This window comes from Agromyces fucosus (assembly GCF_004134865.1).
Classification (GTDB): domain Bacteria; phylum Actinomycetota; class Actinomycetes; order Actinomycetales; family Microbacteriaceae; genus Agromyces; species Agromyces fucosus.
The window spans coordinates 634,854-651,604 of the sequence record NZ_SDPO01000003.1; the positions used below are offsets into that span (position 1 = coordinate 634,854).

The 16,751-nt window shown below is 71.3% G+C and carries 23 protein-coding genes and 1 tRNA gene; 11 read left to right on the plus strand and 13 right to left on the minus strand.

The features are described from left to right. Nucleotides 1-55: 55 nt before the first annotated feature. Nucleotides 56-1,420 (minus strand): DNA repair protein RadA, encoded by a 1,365-nt coding sequence (gene radA, locus ESP57_RS14395; RefSeq protein WP_115961115.1) that lies wholly within the window; start codon nucleotides 1,418-1,420, stop codon nucleotides 56-58. Nucleotides 1,421-1,429: 9 nt separating this feature from the next. Further along, nucleotides 1,430-2,239 (minus strand): SGNH/GDSL hydrolase family protein, encoded by an 810-nt coding sequence (locus ESP57_RS14400; protein WP_243648540.1) that lies wholly within the window; start codon nucleotides 2,237-2,239, stop codon nucleotides 1,430-1,432. Nucleotides 2,240-2,348: 109 nt separating this feature from the next. Here ESP57_RS14400 and ESP57_RS14405 point away from each other — a divergent pair. Then, nucleotides 2,349-2,438, plus strand: a tRNA-Ser gene (locus ESP57_RS14405). 36 nt (nucleotides 2,439-2,474) lie between these two features. Here ESP57_RS14405 and ESP57_RS14410 read toward each other — a convergent pair. From ESP57_RS14410 to ESP57_RS14430, 5 genes are all read right to left on the minus strand, one after another. Beyond that, on the minus strand, nucleotides 2,475-2,930 hold the full coding sequence (locus tag ESP57_RS14410; protein WP_129232072.1) for a nuclear transport factor 2 family protein: 456 nt from the start codon (nucleotides 2,928-2,930) through the stop codon (nucleotides 2,475-2,477). Between the two features lie 64 nt (nucleotides 2,931-2,994). Further along, on the minus strand, nucleotides 2,995-3,363 hold the full coding sequence (locus ESP57_RS14415; RefSeq protein ID WP_056011050.1) for a DMT family transporter: 369 nt from the start codon (nucleotides 3,361-3,363) through the stop codon (nucleotides 2,995-2,997). Nucleotide 3,364: 1 nt separating this feature from the next. After that, complete coding sequence (locus tag ESP57_RS14420) at nucleotides 3,365-3,685, minus strand: DMT family transporter (RefSeq protein ID WP_129232073.1); 321 nt, start codon at nucleotides 3,683-3,685, stop codon at nucleotides 3,365-3,367. Between the two features lie 334 nt (nucleotides 3,686-4,019). Then, nucleotides 4,020-4,373, minus strand: a complete 354-nt coding sequence (locus tag ESP57_RS14425; protein WP_129232074.1) for a three-helix bundle dimerization domain-containing protein — start codon at nucleotides 4,371-4,373, stop codon at nucleotides 4,020-4,022. Nucleotides 4,374-4,461: 88 nt separating this feature from the next. Further along, entirely contained in the window at nucleotides 4,462-5,535 is a 1,074-nt protein-coding gene (locus tag ESP57_RS14430) for a DNA polymerase IV (RefSeq protein ID WP_481157911.1), read from the minus strand. A 101-nt stretch (nucleotides 5,536-5,636) separates the two neighbouring features. On the opposite strand from ESP57_RS14430, the gene ESP57_RS14435 reads away from it, so the two are divergent. The 4 genes from ESP57_RS14435 (at nucleotide 5,637) to ESP57_RS14450 (ending at nucleotide 7,943) form a co-directional block, all read left to right on the plus strand. Next, complete coding sequence (locus ESP57_RS14435; RefSeq protein ID WP_243648541.1) at nucleotides 5,637-6,176, plus strand: GNAT family N-acetyltransferase; 540 nt, start codon at nucleotides 5,637-5,639, stop codon at nucleotides 6,174-6,176. A 144-nt stretch (nucleotides 6,177-6,320) separates the two neighbouring features. Beyond that, entirely contained in the window at nucleotides 6,321-6,614 is a 294-nt protein-coding gene (locus ESP57_RS14440; protein WP_056011041.1) for a DUF6412 domain-containing protein, read from the plus strand. Nucleotides 6,615-6,735: 121 nt separating this feature from the next. Continuing rightward, a complete protein-coding gene (locus ESP57_RS14445; RefSeq protein WP_129232076.1) occupies nucleotides 6,736-7,560 on the plus strand; it encodes a YidC/Oxa1 family membrane protein insertase in 825 nt (274 codons plus the stop codon). A gap of 107 nt (nucleotides 7,561-7,667) precedes the next feature. After that, complete coding sequence (locus tag ESP57_RS14450) at nucleotides 7,668-7,943, plus strand: GlsB/YeaQ/YmgE family stress response membrane protein (RefSeq protein ID WP_056011036.1); 276 nt, start codon at nucleotides 7,668-7,670, stop codon at nucleotides 7,941-7,943. 80 nt (nucleotides 7,944-8,023) lie between these two features. Here ESP57_RS14450 and ESP57_RS14455 read toward each other — a convergent pair whose 3' ends face one another. Together ESP57_RS14455 and ESP57_RS14460 are read right to left on the minus strand one after the other, a co-directional pair. Continuing rightward, nucleotides 8,024-8,773: a glutamine amidotransferase gene (locus ESP57_RS14455; protein ID WP_129232077.1), complete on the minus strand. Its 750-nt coding sequence runs from the start codon at nucleotides 8,771-8,773 to the stop codon at nucleotides 8,024-8,026. Next, nucleotides 8,770-9,489 (minus strand): LysR family transcriptional regulator substrate-binding protein, encoded by a 720-nt coding sequence (locus ESP57_RS14460; RefSeq protein WP_165877486.1) that lies wholly within the window; start codon nucleotides 9,487-9,489, stop codon nucleotides 8,770-8,772. The genes ESP57_RS14455 and ESP57_RS14460 overlap by 4 nt, the downstream gene beginning before the upstream one ends. A gap of 133 nt (nucleotides 9,490-9,622) precedes the next feature. Between ESP57_RS14460 and ESP57_RS14465 the strand changes: the two genes are divergently transcribed. Continuing rightward, nucleotides 9,623-10,003, plus strand: a complete 381-nt coding sequence (locus tag ESP57_RS14465; RefSeq protein WP_115961124.1) for a DUF5997 family protein — start codon at nucleotides 9,623-9,625, stop codon at nucleotides 10,001-10,003. A gap of 41 nt (nucleotides 10,004-10,044) precedes the next feature. On the opposite strand, the gene ESP57_RS14470 is transcribed toward ESP57_RS14465, so the two are convergent. Next, nucleotides 10,045-10,698 (minus strand): alpha/beta hydrolase, encoded by a 654-nt coding sequence (locus ESP57_RS14470; protein WP_129232079.1) that lies wholly within the window; start codon nucleotides 10,696-10,698, stop codon nucleotides 10,045-10,047. A gap of 36 nt (nucleotides 10,699-10,734) precedes the next feature. Between ESP57_RS14470 and ESP57_RS14475 the strand changes: the two genes are divergently transcribed. After that, nucleotides 10,735-11,316 carry an NUDIX hydrolase family protein gene (locus ESP57_RS14475; protein ID WP_056011022.1) on the plus strand — a complete coding sequence of 194 codons (582 nt, stop codon included), beginning with the start codon at nucleotides 10,735-10,737 and terminating at the stop codon, nucleotides 11,314-11,316. Between the two features lie 9 nt (nucleotides 11,317-11,325). On the opposite strand, the gene ESP57_RS14480 is transcribed toward ESP57_RS14475, so the two are convergent. Then, complete coding sequence (locus tag ESP57_RS14480) at nucleotides 11,326-11,829, minus strand: GNAT family N-acetyltransferase (RefSeq protein WP_056011019.1); 504 nt, start codon at nucleotides 11,827-11,829, stop codon at nucleotides 11,326-11,328. Nucleotides 11,830-11,900: 71 nt separating this feature from the next. On the opposite strand from ESP57_RS14480, the gene ESP57_RS14485 reads away from it, so the two are divergent. The 4 genes from ESP57_RS14485 to ESP57_RS14500 all read left to right on the plus strand — a co-directional run bounded on the left by ESP57_RS14485 (nucleotide 11,901) and on the right by ESP57_RS14500 (nucleotide 14,117). After that, nucleotides 11,901-12,341, plus strand: a complete 441-nt coding sequence (locus tag ESP57_RS14485) for a helix-turn-helix transcriptional regulator (protein ID WP_129232080.1) — start codon at nucleotides 11,901-11,903, stop codon at nucleotides 12,339-12,341. Between the two features lie 9 nt (nucleotides 12,342-12,350). Next, on the plus strand, nucleotides 12,351-12,758 hold the full coding sequence (locus ESP57_RS14490; RefSeq protein ID WP_056011011.1) for a VOC family protein: 408 nt from the start codon (nucleotides 12,351-12,353) through the stop codon (nucleotides 12,756-12,758). A gap of 196 nt (nucleotides 12,759-12,954) precedes the next feature. After that, complete coding sequence (locus ESP57_RS14495; RefSeq protein WP_115961133.1) at nucleotides 12,955-13,617, plus strand: RNA polymerase sigma factor; 663 nt, start codon at nucleotides 12,955-12,957, stop codon at nucleotides 13,615-13,617. Further along, entirely contained in the window at nucleotides 13,614-14,117 is a 504-nt protein-coding gene (locus tag ESP57_RS14500) for a hypothetical protein (RefSeq protein ID WP_129232081.1), read from the plus strand. The genes ESP57_RS14495 and ESP57_RS14500 overlap by 4 nt, the downstream gene beginning before the upstream one ends. Here the strand turns inward: ESP57_RS14500 and ESP57_RS14505 are convergent. Both ESP57_RS14505 and ESP57_RS14510 read right to left on the minus strand, forming a co-directional pair. Then, nucleotides 14,114-14,671 carry a hypothetical protein gene (locus ESP57_RS14505; RefSeq protein ID WP_115961139.1) on the minus strand — a complete coding sequence of 186 codons (558 nt, stop codon included), beginning with the start codon at nucleotides 14,669-14,671 and terminating at the stop codon, nucleotides 14,114-14,116. The two genes, ESP57_RS14500 and ESP57_RS14505, sit on opposite strands and share 4 nt — an antisense overlap. Nucleotides 14,672-15,062: 391 nt before the next feature. After that, a complete protein-coding gene (locus ESP57_RS14510) occupies nucleotides 15,063-16,640 on the minus strand; it encodes a DEAD/DEAH box helicase (protein WP_115961142.1) in 1,578 nt (525 codons plus the stop codon). Nucleotides 16,641-16,751: the final 111 nt, after the last annotated feature.

Here is a 16,751-nt window from a genome sequence, read left to right on the forward strand (position 1 = left end):
GGGCCGGAGGGGTCGCGGGGGTCGCCGGGCGGCCGCCAGACGGGCCACGGTCCGCTCAGAAGGCGGCGTCGAGCTCTCGCTCGCGAGGGCCGGTTGCGGCCATCATGGCGCGCTGCACGGCTGCGTGAACGCTGCCGGCCTCGACGTCGAGGATCGTCGTATAACCGAGCCGCTTGGCCTCGGCGCCGCGCTGCTTGGCCGCCGTGACGGGGCGCACCTCGCCGGCGAGGCTGATCTCACCGAACGCCGCGAGCTCGTGCGGCACCGCACGGTCGCGCATGGCCGAGGCGATGGCGACGGCGATGGCGAGGTCGGCGCCGGGCTCGGCGAGCCGCACGCCGCCCACGGTCGAGACGTAGACGTCGTGCTCGCCGAGCGTCTTGAGCCCGGCCCGACGCTCGAGTACGGCGATGATCATGGCGACGCGTGACGGGTCGACCCCGTTCACGACGCGCCGCGGCTGCGGCGCCTTCGTGGAGACCACGAGCGCCTGCACCTCGACCGGCAGCGCGCGCCGCCCCTCGAGGGCCACGGTGACGCACGTGCCGCTCACGGCACTGCGGCCACTCGACAGGAAGAGACCGGAGGGGTCGGGCACCTCGGCGATGCCCTCGCCGGTCATCTCGAAGCAGCCGACCTCATCGGTCGGGCCGAAGCGGTTCTTGAGGGCACGTACGAAGCGCAGGGCGGTCTGGCGGTCGCCCTCGAACTGGCACACGACGTCGACGAGGTGCTCGAGCAGGCGGGGGCCCGCGATCGAGCCGTCTTTCGTGACGTGGCCGACGAGCAGCACGGGCAGTTGCCGCTCCTTCGCGACCCTGATGAGCGTCGACGCGACCTCGCGCACCTGGCTCGGCTGCCCGGGCAGGCCGTCGGAGAGGGAGGAGGAGACGGTCTGCACCGAGTCGACGATGAGCAGGGCCGGGCGGATCGCATCGACCTGCCCGAGGATCGTCGCGAGGTCGGTCTCGGCTGCCAGGAAGAGCTCACTCTGCAGCGCGCCGGTGCGCCCAGCGCGAAGGCGGACCTGGGCGACCGATTCCTCGGCCGTGACGTAGAGCACCCGCCGGCCGCCGGCGGCGACGCGCGCTGCCACCTCGAGGAGGAGCGTGGACTTGCCCACGCCGGGCTCGCCCGAGAGGAGGATCGCGGCGCCCGCGACGATGCCGCCGCCGAGCACGCGGTCGAACTCGCCGATGCCGCTCGGCCGATGCGCGGCGTCTTCAGTCTGCACGTCGACGATCGATCGCGCCATGCGCGCCTCACCGAGTTGCACGGCCTGCACCGCACGCACGATGCCCGTGGCCTCGGCCACGTCGACGACGGTGCCCCACTGCTGGCACTCACCGCACCGCCCGGCCCACTTGAGGGTGCTCCAGCCGCACTCGGAACAGCGGAACGTGGAGGTGGAGCGGGCCATGCCCCGAGACTAGCCGCGGCCGCCGACAGTGAGCGCTCCGGCGCGCTCGCCGGCGCGCGACACGACGCGGGCGAGCCCGGGGCGGAAGGCCTCTGCCCACACCGCGTAGCCGTGATCGTTCGGGTGGAACATGTCGCGCGCGAACTGCGTCAGGATGCCGCGGAGCCCCTGGCGCCGGGTGGCCTCGTGGAGCGGCACGACGACGAGTCCGTGCTCGCGGGCGGCGGCGCGCAGCATCCGGTTCGCCTCGGCGACCTTGCGCTCGTTCTGCGGGAAGTAGAAGCACGGCAGGTCGGCGACGACGGCGTGCAGCGGCAGTTCGGCGAAGATCGAGCGGATGTTGCGATCGAATCGCACGGGATCCCACTCGGCGATGTCGTTCGCCCCGATCGAGACCGTGACCACGTCGGGCCGGAGGCTGCGGAGCTCTCGGAACCGCGGCAGCTGGTCGCGCACCGCGAGCGAGGTCGTCGCCCCCGAGACGCTGAGGTTCACGACGCGGATGCTGCGACCGGTCGTCTCGCGCAGCTCGTCGGCGATCTGGCCGACGTAGCTGCGGTCGGGTCGGGAGGCGCCGATGCCCTGGGCGGCGCTGTCGCCGATCGCGACGTAGAGCAGCTCGCCGTCGGCCTTCGCGTGGTCGCGCCACCACTTGGAGTGCACGGGCAGGGTCTCGTTCAGGGTCGAACGGTTCTCGCGCACCCGCTCGCGGAACGGACGCACGCCGTACGTGCCGAGCACGGTCGACGCGGCGAGCCGGGCGCCGGCGGTGAGGCTCTGGCGCGGGGCGTCAGCACGGGAGATGGGGGAGACGGTCACGAGCAGAACGTATTCCTGCACGCTTCACGTGAGCTGCATGCCGGCTGAGCGTCGGCTGAGGCATCCGCTCGTTTTTGTTCTTACGGCCTCGTCGTCTACGATTGTCCTCGGTACCGTGTCCGAGCGGCCGAAGGTGCAACTCTCGAAAAGTTGTGTGGGTGAAAGCCCACCGTGGGTTCAAATCCCACCGGTACCGCCATGGAAAGCCCCTGACTCGTCAGGGGCTTTCTGCTTTTCAGGAGAAGGCCGTGGGCATCTCGCTGCCCGCTGCGCCGTCCTGCCAGACGATGGCGCTGATCCGCCAGCCGGCCGAGGTGCGCACGAAGTGCGTCGCCTTGCGGCCCCAGCCGTCTGCAGGCCCGCCATCGAGGGTGCCGGTCTTGCTGTACAGGCTCCAGCGCTGCGCGATGTCCCCGAAGATCCGCGTGTCGGCGGTGATCTCCCGCTCGGAGAATCCCAGCAGACGCCCGCCGGTCAAGAGCGCCTCTCGCGGTTCGACGAAGCCCTCCACCTCGTACCGATTGATCGCCCCGTCCGAGGCGACCGCGACGATGGTGGCACCGGGAAGGAACAGCTGCCGAAGCTCTGCGAGATCGACCGGCTTCAGATCCGACGAGGAGAACGCGGAGAAGAAGGCGAACGCGATCGAGTCGAGCTCGGTCTCATCCTGCGCCGGTTGGTGGATGGGCATTCGGCCTCCGATGTCGACGCGGCATTCTCGCGGAGCAGTCGCTCAACGTGCGATCAGTAGCATATTACCCGTCGGACGTCGGCAGGGCGCCCGCCTCCGCCTCTTCCCGCTCTTCGCGGGAATGCACGAGCTTCAGCCCGATGACGCACGCGATGATGCCGGCGAGGAAGAGCACCTTCAGCACACTCGCCGACTCGCCGCCGAAGGTGATCGCGTAGGTCACGGTGAGCGCGGCGCCGAGACCGGTCCAGACGGCGTAGGCGGTGCCGATCGGGATGCCGCGCATCGCGAAGGCGAGGCCCGCCATGCTCCCGACGAGTGCGACGAAGAAGACGATGGTGGGAACGAGGTTCGAGAACCCGTCCGAGTAGCCGAGGGCGGTCGCCCACACGGCCTCGAGCACGGCGCTGACGATGAGGACCGGCCAGTACATGTCAGGCCTCCCCGACGATCTTCAGCCCGATGACGCATCCGATGATGCCGACGAGGAGCAGCACCTTGACGACGCTCGCACGCTCGCCGCCGAAGATCATCGCGTACGCGACGGTGAGGACGGCGCCGATGCCGACCCAGACCGCGTAGGCGGTGCCGACCGGGATAGTGGTCATCGCGAACGCGAGCCCGGCCATGCTGAGCACGAGCGCGACGACGAAGAGCGCCGTCGGCCAGGGGCGCCGGAAGTTCTTGGACGCGCCGAGCGCGGTCGCCCACACCGCCTCGAGCACGCCCGAGGCGATCAGGATCACCCAGTCCATCGCGGTCCCTCCCCGGCGGCCCGCAGCGGGCCACGGCGCCGTGCCCGAGAGCATAGACCTTCCGCTGCGCCGCGGACAGGAGATCCGATCGCTGAGAGTGCGCGTCGCGACGGCGGGCGATTGGGGGCTCAGCCGGGCCGTCGCGACGCGCGGAACCGCAGGGGGAACGGCTCGGCAACAGTCTGGCGCTCGTCATGAGCGGCGGCAACGATTCGAGACGGATGTCGCCGGTGCCCCCGCTCTCATGACGCAAGATGACGCAAGGCGGAGGAAACCCTCCGGGACCAGCCGTTCCGTCGCGGTCGATTCGGTCCTGGCGGCTCCGTGCCGCGGTTCAGGCGGGTCCGCCTCCGAGATCGCCGAAGAGGAAGCCCGACTCCCGTTCGCGCGCACGGCGCTCGATCTCCATGGGATCCAGCTCGACGACCTCGGCCTCAACGTCTGGCCCGCCGAGCTCGGTCGGCGCCGCGGCGGTCGGTACCGGCGCGAGCGTCGCCTCCTGCTTCAGGCGTTGCTTCGCGGTGCGCTCGACGAGCACGGGGACGAAGTCCCGCACGGGGTTGCCCTCGAGTTCGAGGTGGGCCGTCTCGACGACGGAGGCGATGCGGTCCCGGGAGACATCGGGGAACCGGCCGACGAGTCGGTCGATCACCTCGTCGACGGCGCGTGCTTCTTCCGTGTGATCCATGTCGCAAGTCTCGCGGCCGCGGGGCGCGGCATCAATACCCGGGGCATCAATACCCGCGACATCGATACCCGCGTGCGTCCCGCCGGCCTCACCACCCGCCGCGGGTCGGCGTGTGCCCCTCGCGCGCATCGTCCGGCATCGGCATCTCGGCGCGCAGGCCCAGCAGGCGGATCGGCCGGTCGGGCTCCATGCGGCCGACGAGCTCGAGGGCGCGTTCGACCACGACCGCACGATCGCTCGTCGAGGGGATCTTCTTCGTGAAGACCTTGGTGACGAACGGCGCGTAGCGCACCTTGAGGGTGAGGCCGATGACCGGCCGGCCCTCTGCAGCGACGTCGTCCAGCACGTGGGCGGCCAGCTCGCGCACGGCGGCCTCGATCTGCAAGGGCTCGGTGAGGTCCTGCTGGTAGGTCGTCTCCCGGCTGTGGCCCCGAGCGACCCATGGGGTGTCGTCGACGACGGCCGAGCCGTCGCCACGACCGAGTTCGGCGTACCAGGGCCCCATGCGCGGGCCGAACTCGGCGACCAGCGCGTCGGGGTCGGCTTCGGCCAGCTCGGCGACCGTCGTGACGCCGAGACCGGCCAGCCGCCGCGAGATCTTCGAGCCGACGCCCCAGAGCTCGATCGTCGGCCGGTCGCCCATGACCTCGAGCCAGTTCTCGGCCGTGAGCCGGTACACGCCGCGCGGCTTGCCGAACCCCGTCGCGACCTTCGCCCGCACGAGCGAGTCGCCGATGCCGACACTGCAGTGCAGCCGGGTGCGGTCGAGCACCGCCTGCTGGATCCCCCTGGCATAGGCCTCCGGGTCGGCGGTCTCGACGCCCACGAACGCCTCGTCCCAGCCCAGCACCTGCACGATCGCGCCCGGCTGCACGCGCAGGGTCGCCATCACGGCAGCGGATGCCTCGGCGTACGCCTCCGCGTCGACGGGCAGGATCACGGCATCGGGCGCCTTGCGAGCGGCGATGCGCAGCGGCATCCCGGAGCCGACGCCGAACTCGCGCGCCTCGTAGGAGGCCGTCGAGACCACTGCTCGTTCGCTCGGGTCGCCGCGCCCGCCGACGATGACCGGCTTGCCGACGAGCTCGGGGCGCCGCAGCACCTCGACGGCCGCGACGAACTGGTCGAGGTCGACATGCAGCACCCATGACGTGCGGGTCACGACACCAGTCTGCACCGGATCGCGCGGTGTTAGCGTGGTTGACCGGCCCCGCGGCATCCGCGCCCGGCGTCGGAGAGAGAGAGAGAGAGAGAGGCAGGCACGTGCAGCAACCGGTCGAACTCGGCGACGGGCTCGTCTTCCGCGAGCTCGCGCCCGGCGACGGCCCCGCGCTCGCCGCAGCGTACGTGCGCAATCGCGAGCACCTGGCACCCTGGGAGCCGGCCCGCAGCGAGGCGTTCTTCGACGTCGAGACCCATCGCCGCGACGTCGAGGCGACGATCCTCCGGTTCGAGGCGGGGCTCGCGGTGCCCTTCGTGATCGTCGACGGCGATGCGATCGTGGGCCGCATCAACCTCTCCGATATCGTGCGGGGCGCATTCCAGAACGCCCACCTCGGCTACTGGATCGACGCGGAGTACAACGGGCGCGGGCTCGCGACGATGTCCGTCGGCCTCGCCGTGCACGCGGCCCGGGGCATCGGCCTGCATCGAGTACAGGCGGGAACGCTCGTGCACAACGCCGCGTCGCAGGCGGTGCTCGCGCACAACGGCTTCGAGCGCTTCGGCCTCGCCCGTCGCTACCTGCGCATCGCGGGGGAGTGGCAGGATCACGTGCTCTTCGAGCGGCTCCTCGACGAGTGACCGCGCACCGGTGTTAGCGTTGACGCACCGAGACCGGCACGCCCGACGAGAGGAGTCGACATGATCGAGCTCCTCGACGAGTGACCGCGCACCGGTGTTAGCGTTGACGCACCGAGACCGGCACGCCCGACGAGAGGAGTCGACATGATCGAGCTCCTCGTCGCGCTGTTCCGCGTCGCGCAGGCCTCGCTCGAGATCGCGCTCGCGTCGAACGCGCAGATGTCGGTCGTGCTCGTCGGCGTCGTCGGCGCCGCGGCCGTCGCCGTGGTCGTCGTCGCCTGCCAGTCGCTGCCCGCGCTGGTCGCGGCCGACGCGAGCGGCGCCGCCACCAGGTTCCGCCAGACGGCCGACCCATGGCGTCTTCTCGCGCAGAGCGATCCCGACGCGCCCGGGCGTGCGCGTCCCCGGGCGCCGACACGCGGCCTCGTGGCCGCGTAGCGACACTCGACCGACCCCGCACGGCGCTCATCGAGCCCCGTGCACCGCCCATTCAGGCGTGCCCTCGGCGTTCCCTCGCGGCCAGACGGATTCAGTCATCCATCGACCGCAAGGAAACTTCTTGGACCTCTACGCCTTCCCACCCATCGCGGCCCTGCTCGACGGCGCCCACGCCGTGCTCATGGCCCTCGCCGCACTCCTCGAACCCGTCATCGGCATCGCGAGCGCCGCGGCGGCCGTCGTGCTCGTCACGCTGCTCGTACGCGCGGCGCTGATCCCCGTCGGCTTCTCGCAGGCCAAGGCCGAGCAGACCCGCTCCCGCCTCGCCCCGAAGCTCGCCGCGCTGCAGAAACGGCACAAGGGCGACCCCGAACGCCTGCAGCGCGAGACGATGCAGCTCTACGGCGACGAGGGCACGACGCCGTTCGCCGGCTGCCTCCCCATGCTCGTGCAGGCGCCGATCGTGGGCGTGATCTACGCGCTCTTCATCCTCCCGACGATCGCCGGTCACCCGAACGCGCTGCTCGAGCAGACGTTCTTCGGCGTGCCGCTCGGCTCGAGCCTCGCCGGACAGATCGCCTCCGGCTCCCTGACCCCGGGCGCGCTCCTCGTCTTCGGCGTCGTGATCGCCGGCATCGCCGTCGTCGGCGAGCTCACGCGACGGGTCTTCCAGCCGAAGCCGGCCACCGGCGCAGTCGCCGCCACGAGCCGAGCGGATGCCCCGGCGCCGAGCGATGCCGCCGCGGCATCCGCTGCCCTGCTCGCCGGGCCGGGCATGACCCGGGCGCTCGGAGCACTGCATTTCATCACCGCCGTGATCGCGGTCTTCGTGCCGCTCGCGGCAGCGCTCTACCTGTTCGTCACGGTCTCCTGGACGCTCGTGCAGCGCGTGCTGCTGCGGCGCCGGTACCCGCTCTTCGAGGCGGGAACGCCCCGAACGGCCTGATCGATGGCGGGACCGGCGTGATATCGCATCGACGCCACGCGGGGCAAGGGGCTTGCACCGGCCGATCCGCGGTGGTTTCGTTGGGGTATCGAACGAAGGAGCACAACATGAGTTTCCTCGCGTTTCTGATCCTCGGCCTCATCGCCGGGGCGATCGCCAAGCTGATCCTGCCGGGCAACCAGGGTGGCGGATGGTTCGTCACACTGCTGCTCGGCGTCGTCGGGGCACTCCTCGGCGGCTGGATCGGCAGTGCCATCTTCGGCATCGGCATGGACCAGTTCTGGGATCTCGGGACGTGGCTCCTCGCCATCGCCGGATCGATCATCGTGCTGCTCATCTGGGGGCTCATCACCCGCGGCCGCAGCAAGAGCACGGCCGCCTAGCTCCCACTGCACGAGGGACCGCCGCGGGTCGGTCGGGTGCGATCAGTCGCACCCGGCCGACGCGCGGCTCGGTCGTGCGTTCAGACGGCCGCCCGGTCGTCGGCGAGTTCGGCGAAGCGGCGGAGCATCCGCTGCGGTTCCGTGACGGATGCCGCGGCGAGTCGCTCGCCGACTTCGCGCAGTTCGCTCGCCGGAAAGTAGCCGTGATGGCGGTACACCTGGGCGCGGGCGATGAAGTCGCTCGTCGAGACCTCGGGGTGGAACTGCGTCGCGTAGACGCGGGCGCCGACGCGGTAGATCTGCACGGGGCACGCAGCCGATGAGGCGAGCAGCACGGCGTCGTCGGGCAGGCGGTCGGTGGCCTCTTTGTGCCCGACGAGCGCGTCGAATCGGGTGGGGAGCCCGCCGACGAGGGGATCGACCGTGCCGTCGGCCGTGAGCCGGATCTCGACGGCCTGCGCGTCTTCGCCGTACATCGTGCCGACTTCGCCGCCGAGCAGCCGCGTGAGGACGCCGATGCCGTAGCACGTAAAGAGGAGCGGGAAGTCTGCAGCGACCGATCGCTCCGCGAGGCGGGTGAGATCGGCCTCGACTCGGCGCTGCACCTCGTGCTTGCCTGCCTCGGGCGTGGTCACGTTGAACGGGCTGCCGCCGACGACGATGCCGGCGTAGGCGTCGATCGCGAGATCGCCGAGCGGGTCGACGTCGAGCCGCACGTGGTCGAGCCGATCGGCGTCGACGCCCATGGCGCGGCGCACGGACTCGTATTCGGGGCCGACGGCCTCGACCTCGGGGCGTGCTGAGAGGAAGAGGAAGGGCTTGCCGCTCATCGACCTCTCCTGCGGCTGCGCTGTTTTGCACCCGCCCCGGTGCGCGGTGCCGGGCGACCGCCCTTCGCGCCGCCCTTCTTGCCTTTGCCCTTGCCCTCGCCCGACTTCGCCGCGGCGGCCCGACGCTCGGCGGCGGCGAGCTTCGCGGCCTTCGCCGGCTTGATGGGGGGCGGGTCGTCGGCCGAGCCACGGGAGCTCTTGGCGCCCCGGCCGCGCACGACCGCGACGAACTGCTGGATGTCGGCGTCGTCGCGCTCGCGTGGCCAGAGGAGGGAGATCTGCGTCGGCGGGGCATCCGTCACCGGAATCGCGACGACGTCCTTGCGCCGGTGGAGGCGTGCGACCGAGTGCGGCAGGATCGCGTGCCCGGTGCCAGCGGCGACGAGTTCGATGGTCATGGCGGGGTCGGGCTGCACGGGCGCGAGGGTCTCGCCCTCGAGGTCGGCGAGCGTGAGCGACTCCGCGTCGGCGAGCGGATGCTCCTTCGGCAGCACGACGACCGCGAGCTCCTCCCAGAGCGCGACGGCGTGCATGCCCTCGGTCTCGACCGGAAGACGGACGAACGCGATGTCGGCCTCGCCGGCGACGACGGCGTCGAGCTGAGCGGACTCCTCGACGACGATCGCTTCGAGGGGCAGGTCGGGGCGCAGATCGTTCCACACCCGCAACCACTTCGACGGGCTCACCCCGGCGACGTAGCGGAGTCGCAGTGTCACCTCGGCCCCCGTTCCAATGCGGCCGTGTTCAGCCTGTTCCCAGCGTAGACGATGGCCGACGGGCCTCCCGGTGGGCGGAAGGGGCGAGACGGGATACGGTGAGGGAGTGAGCAAGTCGAAGAACTCCCAGACCATGAAGGCGGAGACCGCAGCCAAGAAGCTCGGCATCCTCCTCGAGGCCGCCCCCGAGGAGTTCCGCGAGGGGCCGATCACGCGCGACGAGCTCGCGGCGCTCATGGCAGAGCCGCCCGAGTGGCTCGAGAAGCTGCGCCGCGAGGGCCCCCACCCGCGCACCGTCATCGCCGCGAAGCTGGGCATCTCGAACTCCGGACTCGCTCGGAGCGGCGTGACCGACCCGCTCACGACGGCCGAGATCAAGGCGCTGCTCGAGGCCCCGCCGGCATGGCTCGTGACCGAGCGGGCCACGCAGGCCGAGGTGCGCGCCGAGAAGATCCGCGTGTCCGACCGCGACAAGGAGCGCGCCGCGCGCCGCAGCGGCGGCTCGGGCGTCTAGGTCTCGATCGGCTTCGCTACTCGACCGGCGGGGCTGGTTCGCTACTCGACCGGCGGGGCCGCGTAGCGTGCGGCGAGGAACGCCGCGGCATCGGCGAGCTCGAGCTCGGACACCGAGTGCCCGAGGCCCTCGTAGATGCGCTCGTCGAGCGATGAGTGCCCGGGCAGCCAGTCCTGCGTGCGAGCGACGGATGCCTCGGGGATGACCTGGTCGACCGTGCCGCGTCCCCAGAAGACGGGCGGCAGGAGCTGCGACATCCGCTCGTCGCCCTCGCGATCGCCCGGGAGTGCGAATCCGGCGAGACTCACGGCGAACGCGAAGCGCTCGGGTGCCCGGCGCAGGAGTTCGAGCGCCATCGCCCCGCCCTGCGAGAAGCCGAGGAGGCCCACCGAGGTCGCGTCGGGAGCGGCTCGATCGAGCCATTCGATGATCGCGGTGACCGCGGCATCCGCGCCCTCGATCGAGAACTCGATGCCCTCGTTCATGAGCGGGAACCACGCGTGCCCGTACCCCGTGTACGTCGGAGCGCGCAGCGACGCGACCGCCGGCGAGAGCGGCAGGTAGGGCGCGAGGCCGAACAGGTCGCCCTCGTTCGAGTTGTAGCCGTGCAGCAGGAGGAGGAGCGGGCGACCCTCCCGATCGGCCGCGGAGGCCGACCACAGGACCGCCTCGTCATCGATCTGCACGCTCGTCATGAGGTCAACGCTAGCGGTGTGGGGCAGAATCGAGGCATGAGCGTACGCACCCCCGACCCGGACTGGAACCCCGACGACGAACCCGTCGTCAGGCCGCCGGCGAATCCGGGGTGGCTGACCGACCTCGAACTCGCCGAGGTGCGGGGCAGGCTGCCGCTGCTGTACGTCGAGGCGGTGCCCGTACGCGTCGACGGGCTCGGGCAGGTGACCGAGGTCGGCGTGCTGCTGCGAGCGAACGCCGTGGGCGAGATGACGCGCACCCTCGTCTCGGGCCGCGTCATGTACGGCGAGACCATCCGCGACGCGCTGTTCCGCCATCTCGAGAAGGACCTCGGACCGATGGCGTTCCCGCTGCTGCCCGCGAGCTCGGTGCCGTTCAGCGTCGCCGAGTACTTCCCCATGCCCGGCATCACGCCGTACAGCGACGAGCGGCAGCACGCCGTGTCGCTCGCCTTCGTGGTGCCGGTCACGGGCACCTGCGAACCGCGCCAGGACGCCCTCGAGGTCACCTGGATGACGCCGGCCGAGGCCGTGAGCCCGAGCATCGCCGCCGAGATGGAGGGCGGCCGGGGCACGCTCGTGAAGCAGGCGCTCGCGTCGGTGGGCGCACTGCGCTGAGGCGCTGAGTCAGCGGACCAGTCGGACCTCGTGGATCTCCTCGCCGAGGAATGGCACGTCCTGCGCCGCTCCGTCGGGCGTGAAGCCGTTGCGGGCGTAGAAGCGGTGGGCGCGCGGGTTGTCCTCGGCGACCCATAGGTAGCCGGGACGGTCGCCGCACGCGGCATCGAAGAGCTTCTGGCCGATGCCCGTGCCGTGGTACGCGTCGAGCAGGTAGATGAAGTAGAGCTCCCGCTCCCGCGGCGGGTTCTCGTCGCGCGCCGGGCCCGAGCCGACGAATCCGACGATCTCGCCGTCGACGAGTGCGGCGAACTGCGAGTACTCCTCGCCTCGCTCGGCGTAGTGGTTCCACAGCTCGGCCATGCGGCGGGGGGAGAGGTGCTCGAACGCCGCGGCGCTGATCAGGTGGTCGTAGGTCTCGTGCCAGCAGGTCGCGTGAACGCGGCCCAGGGCTTCCACATCGGAGTCCCGGATGGGGCGGACGACGACTTCGGCAACGACTTCGGTGCTCATGCCCCGAGACTAAGCCAGCTCGCGCGTCGCGCGAAATCGAGCGGCCGTGGCGCCGGTGCTACCGTGGCAGCATGACTCCGCAGGAGCTCGAGAACCTCGCACACCTGCGCCGTGCTCGAGATCTGATCGACCGCGAGTACGCGAAGCCGCTCGACGTGCCGACCATGGCCGCGAAGGCCCTCATGTCGCCGGCGCACTTCTCGCGCCAGTTCCGCGCCGCCTACGGCGAGACGCCGTACAGCCACCTGATGACCCGCAGGATCGAGCGCGCGATGGCGCTGCTGCGGGCCGGCGTGAGCGTCACCGATGCGTGCATGCAGGTCGGCTGTACCTCGCTCGGCTCGTTCAGCTCGAAATTCACCGAGATCGTCGGCGAGACGCCGACCGAGTACCGGCGTCACGAGCACGAAGCGGTCAAGGCGATGCCGCCGTTCGTGGCGAGGACGCTCACCCGACCGGCCCGGCCGGCATCGAGCAGGAACGGAGAAGCGACCGACGGCACGGCCGCATAACGTCGAGACATGACCATCGCACTCCAGTACACCAACATCACCGTCAACGACGTCGACGAGTCGCTCGGCTTCTATCGCGACGCGCTCGGCCTCGAGGTGCAGAACGACGTCACCTCCGGCGAGTATCGCTGGGTCACGCTCGGCAGCGACGCGCAGCCCGGCCTCGGCATCGTGCTCTCGGTGCCGCATGCCGGTCGCTCGCAGGCCGACGGCGACACGCTGCAGGAGCTGCTCACCAAGGGCGTGCTTCCGCTGTTCGTCTTCAGCTCCGACGACGTCGACGCCACGTTCGAGACCGTGCGCGCGTCAGGTGCCGAGGTGCTGCAGGAGCCGATCGACCAGGGCTGGGGTCCGCGCGACTGCGCGTTCCGCGACCCGTCGGGCAACACGGTGCGCATCTCCCAGGCTCCCGCCTGACGATGATCGCGCACCGGCGGCGGAACCCGCCGGCGGCATCCGGACATTCCCCTGTGAGCGAGGCGGTCCCCATCGGCCCCGGGCTCGGAGGGGAGCGTCGATTGGTCGACCACGATGCCGCGCGAGATGCCGGCCGCCATTCGGGCGACGCTGCGCAGTCCGGGGTCACGCGAAGCCCGGTTAGGCTGGCTCGACCATGGTTGACGACGCCCGATCCGACGCGGCGCTCTGGCTCGAGGCCACCTCGGGCACGGAGTCGTCGTTCGGCGTCGTCTACGACCGGTACCGCGCGCGCATCTTCCGCAAGGCGTACTCCCGCGTGCTCGATCGCACCGACGCGGAAGACGTCGTCGCCGTCGTCTTCCTCGAGGCGTGGCGACGGCGCCGCGATGTGCGCTTCGTCGACGGCTCCCTCCTGCCGTGGCTCCTCGTCGTGACCACCAACGTGTCGCTCAACACCGAGCGATCGGGGCGCCGCTACCGGCGCCTGCTCGCGAAGCTGCCGGCGGCCGAGCATGCGGTCGACCCGAGCCACGAGGTCGGCGACCGTCTCGACAGCGAGCGGATGTCGCAGCAGATCACCGCCGCACTGCAACGTCTCGGCGCGAACGACCGCCGCATCGTCGACCTCTGCCTCGTCGACCAGCTGCCGATGGCCGCCGTCGCGAGCGTGCTCGACCTGCCGGTCGGCACCGTGAAGTCCCGGCTGTCGAGGGCCCGCGCGAAGCTCCAGGCCGAGCTCGGCTCGCTCCGCGAACCGGGTGAGGCGCCCGCGCCGTCGGCTGCAGCGACGTCGACCGACACGCCCTCGACCGAGGCGCCGTCCTCCGACGACCTCGGCATGGAGGTGACGCGATGACCCCGCCGGAGATGCGCCCCGAACGCGACGCGGCGATCCGCGCGATGCTCATCGACCACGTGCGCACCGAGCCGGTCGCGCAGGCGAAGCGCCGCCGGCGCCGAGTGCTCGGTTGGAGCGGCATCGGCGTGCTCGCGATCGGCGTGGCGGCGACCGCCGGCGCGGTGCTGCTGCAGCCGGCTGCGGTGTCGAACACCGAGCTGGTGCTCTGCATGAGCGAGGCCGAGCGGGCCGCCGACGGCAGCTACCCCGGCTCGTCGGCCACGATCGCCTCACCAAGCGGCGCCGGTCGCGTCGCCGACGCGGTCGGGCTCTGCTCGCTCATGTGGGAGCAGGGCGTCTTCGACGAGGGGTTCGACCCGACGTCGGCGAGCAACCCGCCGGGCCGTGTGCCAGACGAGCTGCAGGCCTGCGTGATGGCCGACGGAACAGCAGCAGTGGTGCCGTCGTCGAATGCGTCGATCTGCGCTGCGCTCGGACTCGCGCCCCTCGACGACTAGCCGAAGGTGCCGGTCGGACGGAACACGATCGACTTCACCTGATCGTTGAGTCCGCCGACGCCGCCGCACCACGGCGTGCAGTTCAGGCGCGATCCGCCGTACCCCGTCGTGCCGTAGACGGTCACCCAGCACCCGTTGGAGCCGCCGGCGGAGCTGACATTGCTGCTCCACCCCGAGGGCATGCTCGAGAAGCCGAACAGGACGCCGTAGCATCCGCTCGATCCCCAGAACGTGAGACTGGAGCCGCCGCCGTTGCTGTTGGCGTACACGGTGCCGAGCGCGGTCGAGGAGGCGGCGACGGCGCGTCCGGATGCATCGGCGGTGCCGATCGCGTCGAGGTATCGCTCGACGCCCTCAGGCTCGCTGAAGCAGACGGGGGCGGACGGTGCGGCCCGTTCGCCGACGGCCCGCACCTCCACGGCGCAGTGCTCGGCCGCGGCCGACTTCGAGCCGGTGCCGAGCGTCTCTGACGCAGTCGCGGGCGCGACGGCACCGAGACCGGCGAAGGCGAGTGAGGCCGCGAGCGCGGCGCTGATGACGATGATGCGAGGCATCGGGTCTCCTCTTCACGCCCGCCCGGGCGGCGGTCGTGCACGGATATGTCCGACACGGCCCGTGGAGTTCCCTCGAATCCGATGGAACCGCCGCGTGCGAGCCGGACATTCCCTTCTGAGCGATGGAGGCTGCGGATGCGACGAGTGACGATGCTGACGACCACGATGATCGCTGCGGCAATGGCTGCGGCGGTCGTCATCGCGCTCGTGGTCGGCGGCGACATCGGGAGGGTGATGTCGTCGGGCAGCTGACGTTCGCGCCGCCATGTCGCCGGTGCCGGCCCGTCGGGGGACTCTGGCCGGCATCGCCGGGATGGCGGCGCGAACGCGAACGGCCCCGACGAGCGAGCTCGTCGGGGCCGTTCGGCGTCTGTGCCGTGGAGCGTCGGGGCTAGCCCTGCGCGCGACGGTTGCCGCGCGAGTTGCCCGAGGGCGAGACGAGGCTGCCGACGCGCAGGGGCGCCTTGCCGCCGGAGGAGCGGTTGGAGGTCGAGCGCTGCGCACCCGTCGTCTGCGCGCCGCGGCCCTGGCCGCCGCCCTGCTTGGGGGCGTTCGCACGAGCCTCGGCCGGGCGACCCGAACGGTCGCGACGGGGCGCGCCGGCGACATCCGACTGACCGGCGTTGCCGCCGCGGCCGCGACCGCGACCCTGACCGGCGCCCGTGCGCGCCTCGCCGCTGCGCTCGCCGCCGCGCTCGTCGCGAGCGGCGCGCTTGCGCTGGGCGTTGGCGCCCTGCGAGCGACCGCCGCCGCCCTGGTGCTGGGCCTCGGAGCGGGGAGCGGGCTTGACGTACGGTGCCACGTCGCCCACGAGGGCGGTGACGGCCGGGGAGGTCGCGGTGACCTGCTGCGGCGTGACGGTGATCGCGGCCTTGCGGAGCAGGGTCTTCAGGTCCTGCTTCTGCGCGGGCAGGCTGATCGTGACGACGTCGCCCTCGCTGCCGGCGCGAGCCGTGCGGCCCGAGCGGTGCAGGTACGCCTTGTGCTCCATGGGCGGGTCGACGTGGATGACGAGCTCGATGGCATCGACGTGCACGCCGCGGGCCGCGACATCCGTGGCGACCATGACGTTGGCCGAACCGTCGGAGAACGCGGCGAGGTTGCGGTCGCGCTGCGGCTGCGACAGGTTGCCGTGCAGGTCGACCGCGGGGATGCCCTGCTCGGTGAGCTTCTTCGCGAGCTTCTTGGCGTGGTGCTTCGTGCGCATGAAGAGGATGCGGCGGCCGGTGCCCGAGGCGAGGGCCTTCACGAGGTCGTTCTTCGCGTCGACGTCGGCGACCTCGAACACGTGGTGGGTCATGGCGGCGACGTGCGAGGTGGCCTCGTCGACCGAGTGCAGCACCTCGTTGTGGAGGAAGCGCTTGACGAGCTTGTCCACGCCGTTGTCGAGCGTCGCCGAGAACAGCAGGCGCTGGCCGTCGTTGGGGGTCTTGTCCATGATGCGCGTGACGACGGGCAGGAAGCCGAGGTCGGCCATGTGGTCGGCCTCGTCGAGCACGGTGATCTCGACGGCGTCGAGCGTGACGAAGCCCTGCTTCATGAGGTCTTCGAGGCGGCCGGGGCAGGCGACGACGATGTCGACGCCGGCGCGGAGCGCGTCGACCTGGCGCTTCTGGCTGATGCCGCCGAAGATCGTCGTGGTCTTCAGGTCGTAGGCGGCGGCGAGCGGCGCGAGCACCGCGTCGATCTGCGTGGCGAGCTCACGGGTCGGAGCGAGCACGAGGGCGAGGGGGCGGCCCGGGCGACGACGGCCGCCGGCGAGCGAGGTGCCGAGGCGGGCCACCATGGGCAGCGCGAAGGCGATGGTCTTGCCCGAGCCGGTCTTGCCGCGGCCGAGCACGTCGCGTCCGGCGAGCGTGTCGGGCAGCGTGTCGACCTGGATCGGGAACGCGGTGGTCTTGCCGTCGGCCGCGAGTACGGAGACGAGGGGGGCGGGCACGCCGAGCGTGCTGAAGGTGATGTCGGTCACTGGTGCCTTTCAGGGCAGAGCACACCGCAGGATCGAGGTTTCCATGGACGGAAGGTGAGACCCGGCGGTGGGTATTGGCGAAGGCGCCGGTCGGCGCATCCGTTCGCCGTA

Coding starts and splice junctions, on each gene's coding strand:
- ESP57_RS14485 (WP_129232080.1), top strand. CDS start 11,901: ATGACTCCGCAGGAGCTCGAGAACCTCGCACACCTGCGCCGTGCTCGA.
- ESP57_RS14410 (WP_129232072.1), bottom strand. CDS start 2,930: ATGCCCATCCACCAACCGGCGCAGGATGAGACCGAGCTCGACTCGATC.
- ESP57_RS14420 (WP_129232073.1), bottom strand. CDS start 3,685: ATGGACTGGGTGATCCTGATCGCCTCGGGCGTGCTCGAGGCGGTGTGG.
- ESP57_RS14490 (WP_056011011.1), top strand. CDS start 12,351: ATGACCATCGCACTCCAGTACACCAACATCACCGTCAACGACGTCGAC.
- ESP57_RS14440 (WP_056011041.1), top strand. CDS start 6,321: ATGATCGAGCTCCTCGTCGCGCTGTTCCGCGTCGCGCAGGCCTCGCTC.
- ESP57_RS14480 (WP_056011019.1), bottom strand. CDS start 11,829: ATGAGCACCGAAGTCGTTGCCGAAGTCGTCGTCCGCCCCATCCGGGAC.
- ESP57_RS14475 (WP_056011022.1), top strand. CDS start 10,735: ATGAGCGTACGCACCCCCGACCCGGACTGGAACCCCGACGACGAACCC.
- ESP57_RS14455 (WP_129232077.1), bottom strand. CDS start 8,773: ATGAGCGGCAAGCCCTTCCTCTTCCTCTCAGCACGCCCCGAGGTCGAG.
- ESP57_RS14500 (WP_129232081.1), top strand. CDS start 13,614: ATGACCCCGCCGGAGATGCGCCCCGAACGCGACGCGGCGATCCGCGCG.
- ESP57_RS14465 (WP_115961124.1), top strand. CDS start 9,623: ATGAAGGCGGAGACCGCAGCCAAGAAGCTCGGCATCCTCCTCGAGGCC.
- ESP57_RS14470 (WP_129232079.1), bottom strand. CDS start 10,698: ATGACGAGCGTGCAGATCGATGACGAGGCGGTCCTGTGGTCGGCCTCC.
- ESP57_RS14505 (WP_115961139.1), bottom strand. CDS start 14,671: ATGCCTCGCATCATCGTCATCAGCGCCGCGCTCGCGGCCTCACTCGCC.
- ESP57_RS14425 (WP_129232074.1), bottom strand. CDS start 4,373: ATGGATCACACGGAAGAAGCACGCGCCGTCGACGAGGTGATCGACCGA.
- radA (WP_115961115.1), bottom strand. CDS start 1,420: ATGGCCCGCTCCACCTCCACGTTCCGCTGTTCCGAGTGCGGCTGGAGC.
- ESP57_RS14415 (WP_056011050.1), bottom strand. CDS start 3,363: ATGTACTGGCCGGTCCTCATCGTCAGCGCCGTGCTCGAGGCCGTGTGG.
- ESP57_RS14495 (WP_115961133.1), top strand. CDS start 12,955: ATGGTTGACGACGCCCGATCCGACGCGGCGCTCTGGCTCGAGGCCACC.
- ESP57_RS14450 (WP_056011036.1), top strand. CDS start 7,668: ATGAGTTTCCTCGCGTTTCTGATCCTCGGCCTCATCGCCGGGGCGATC.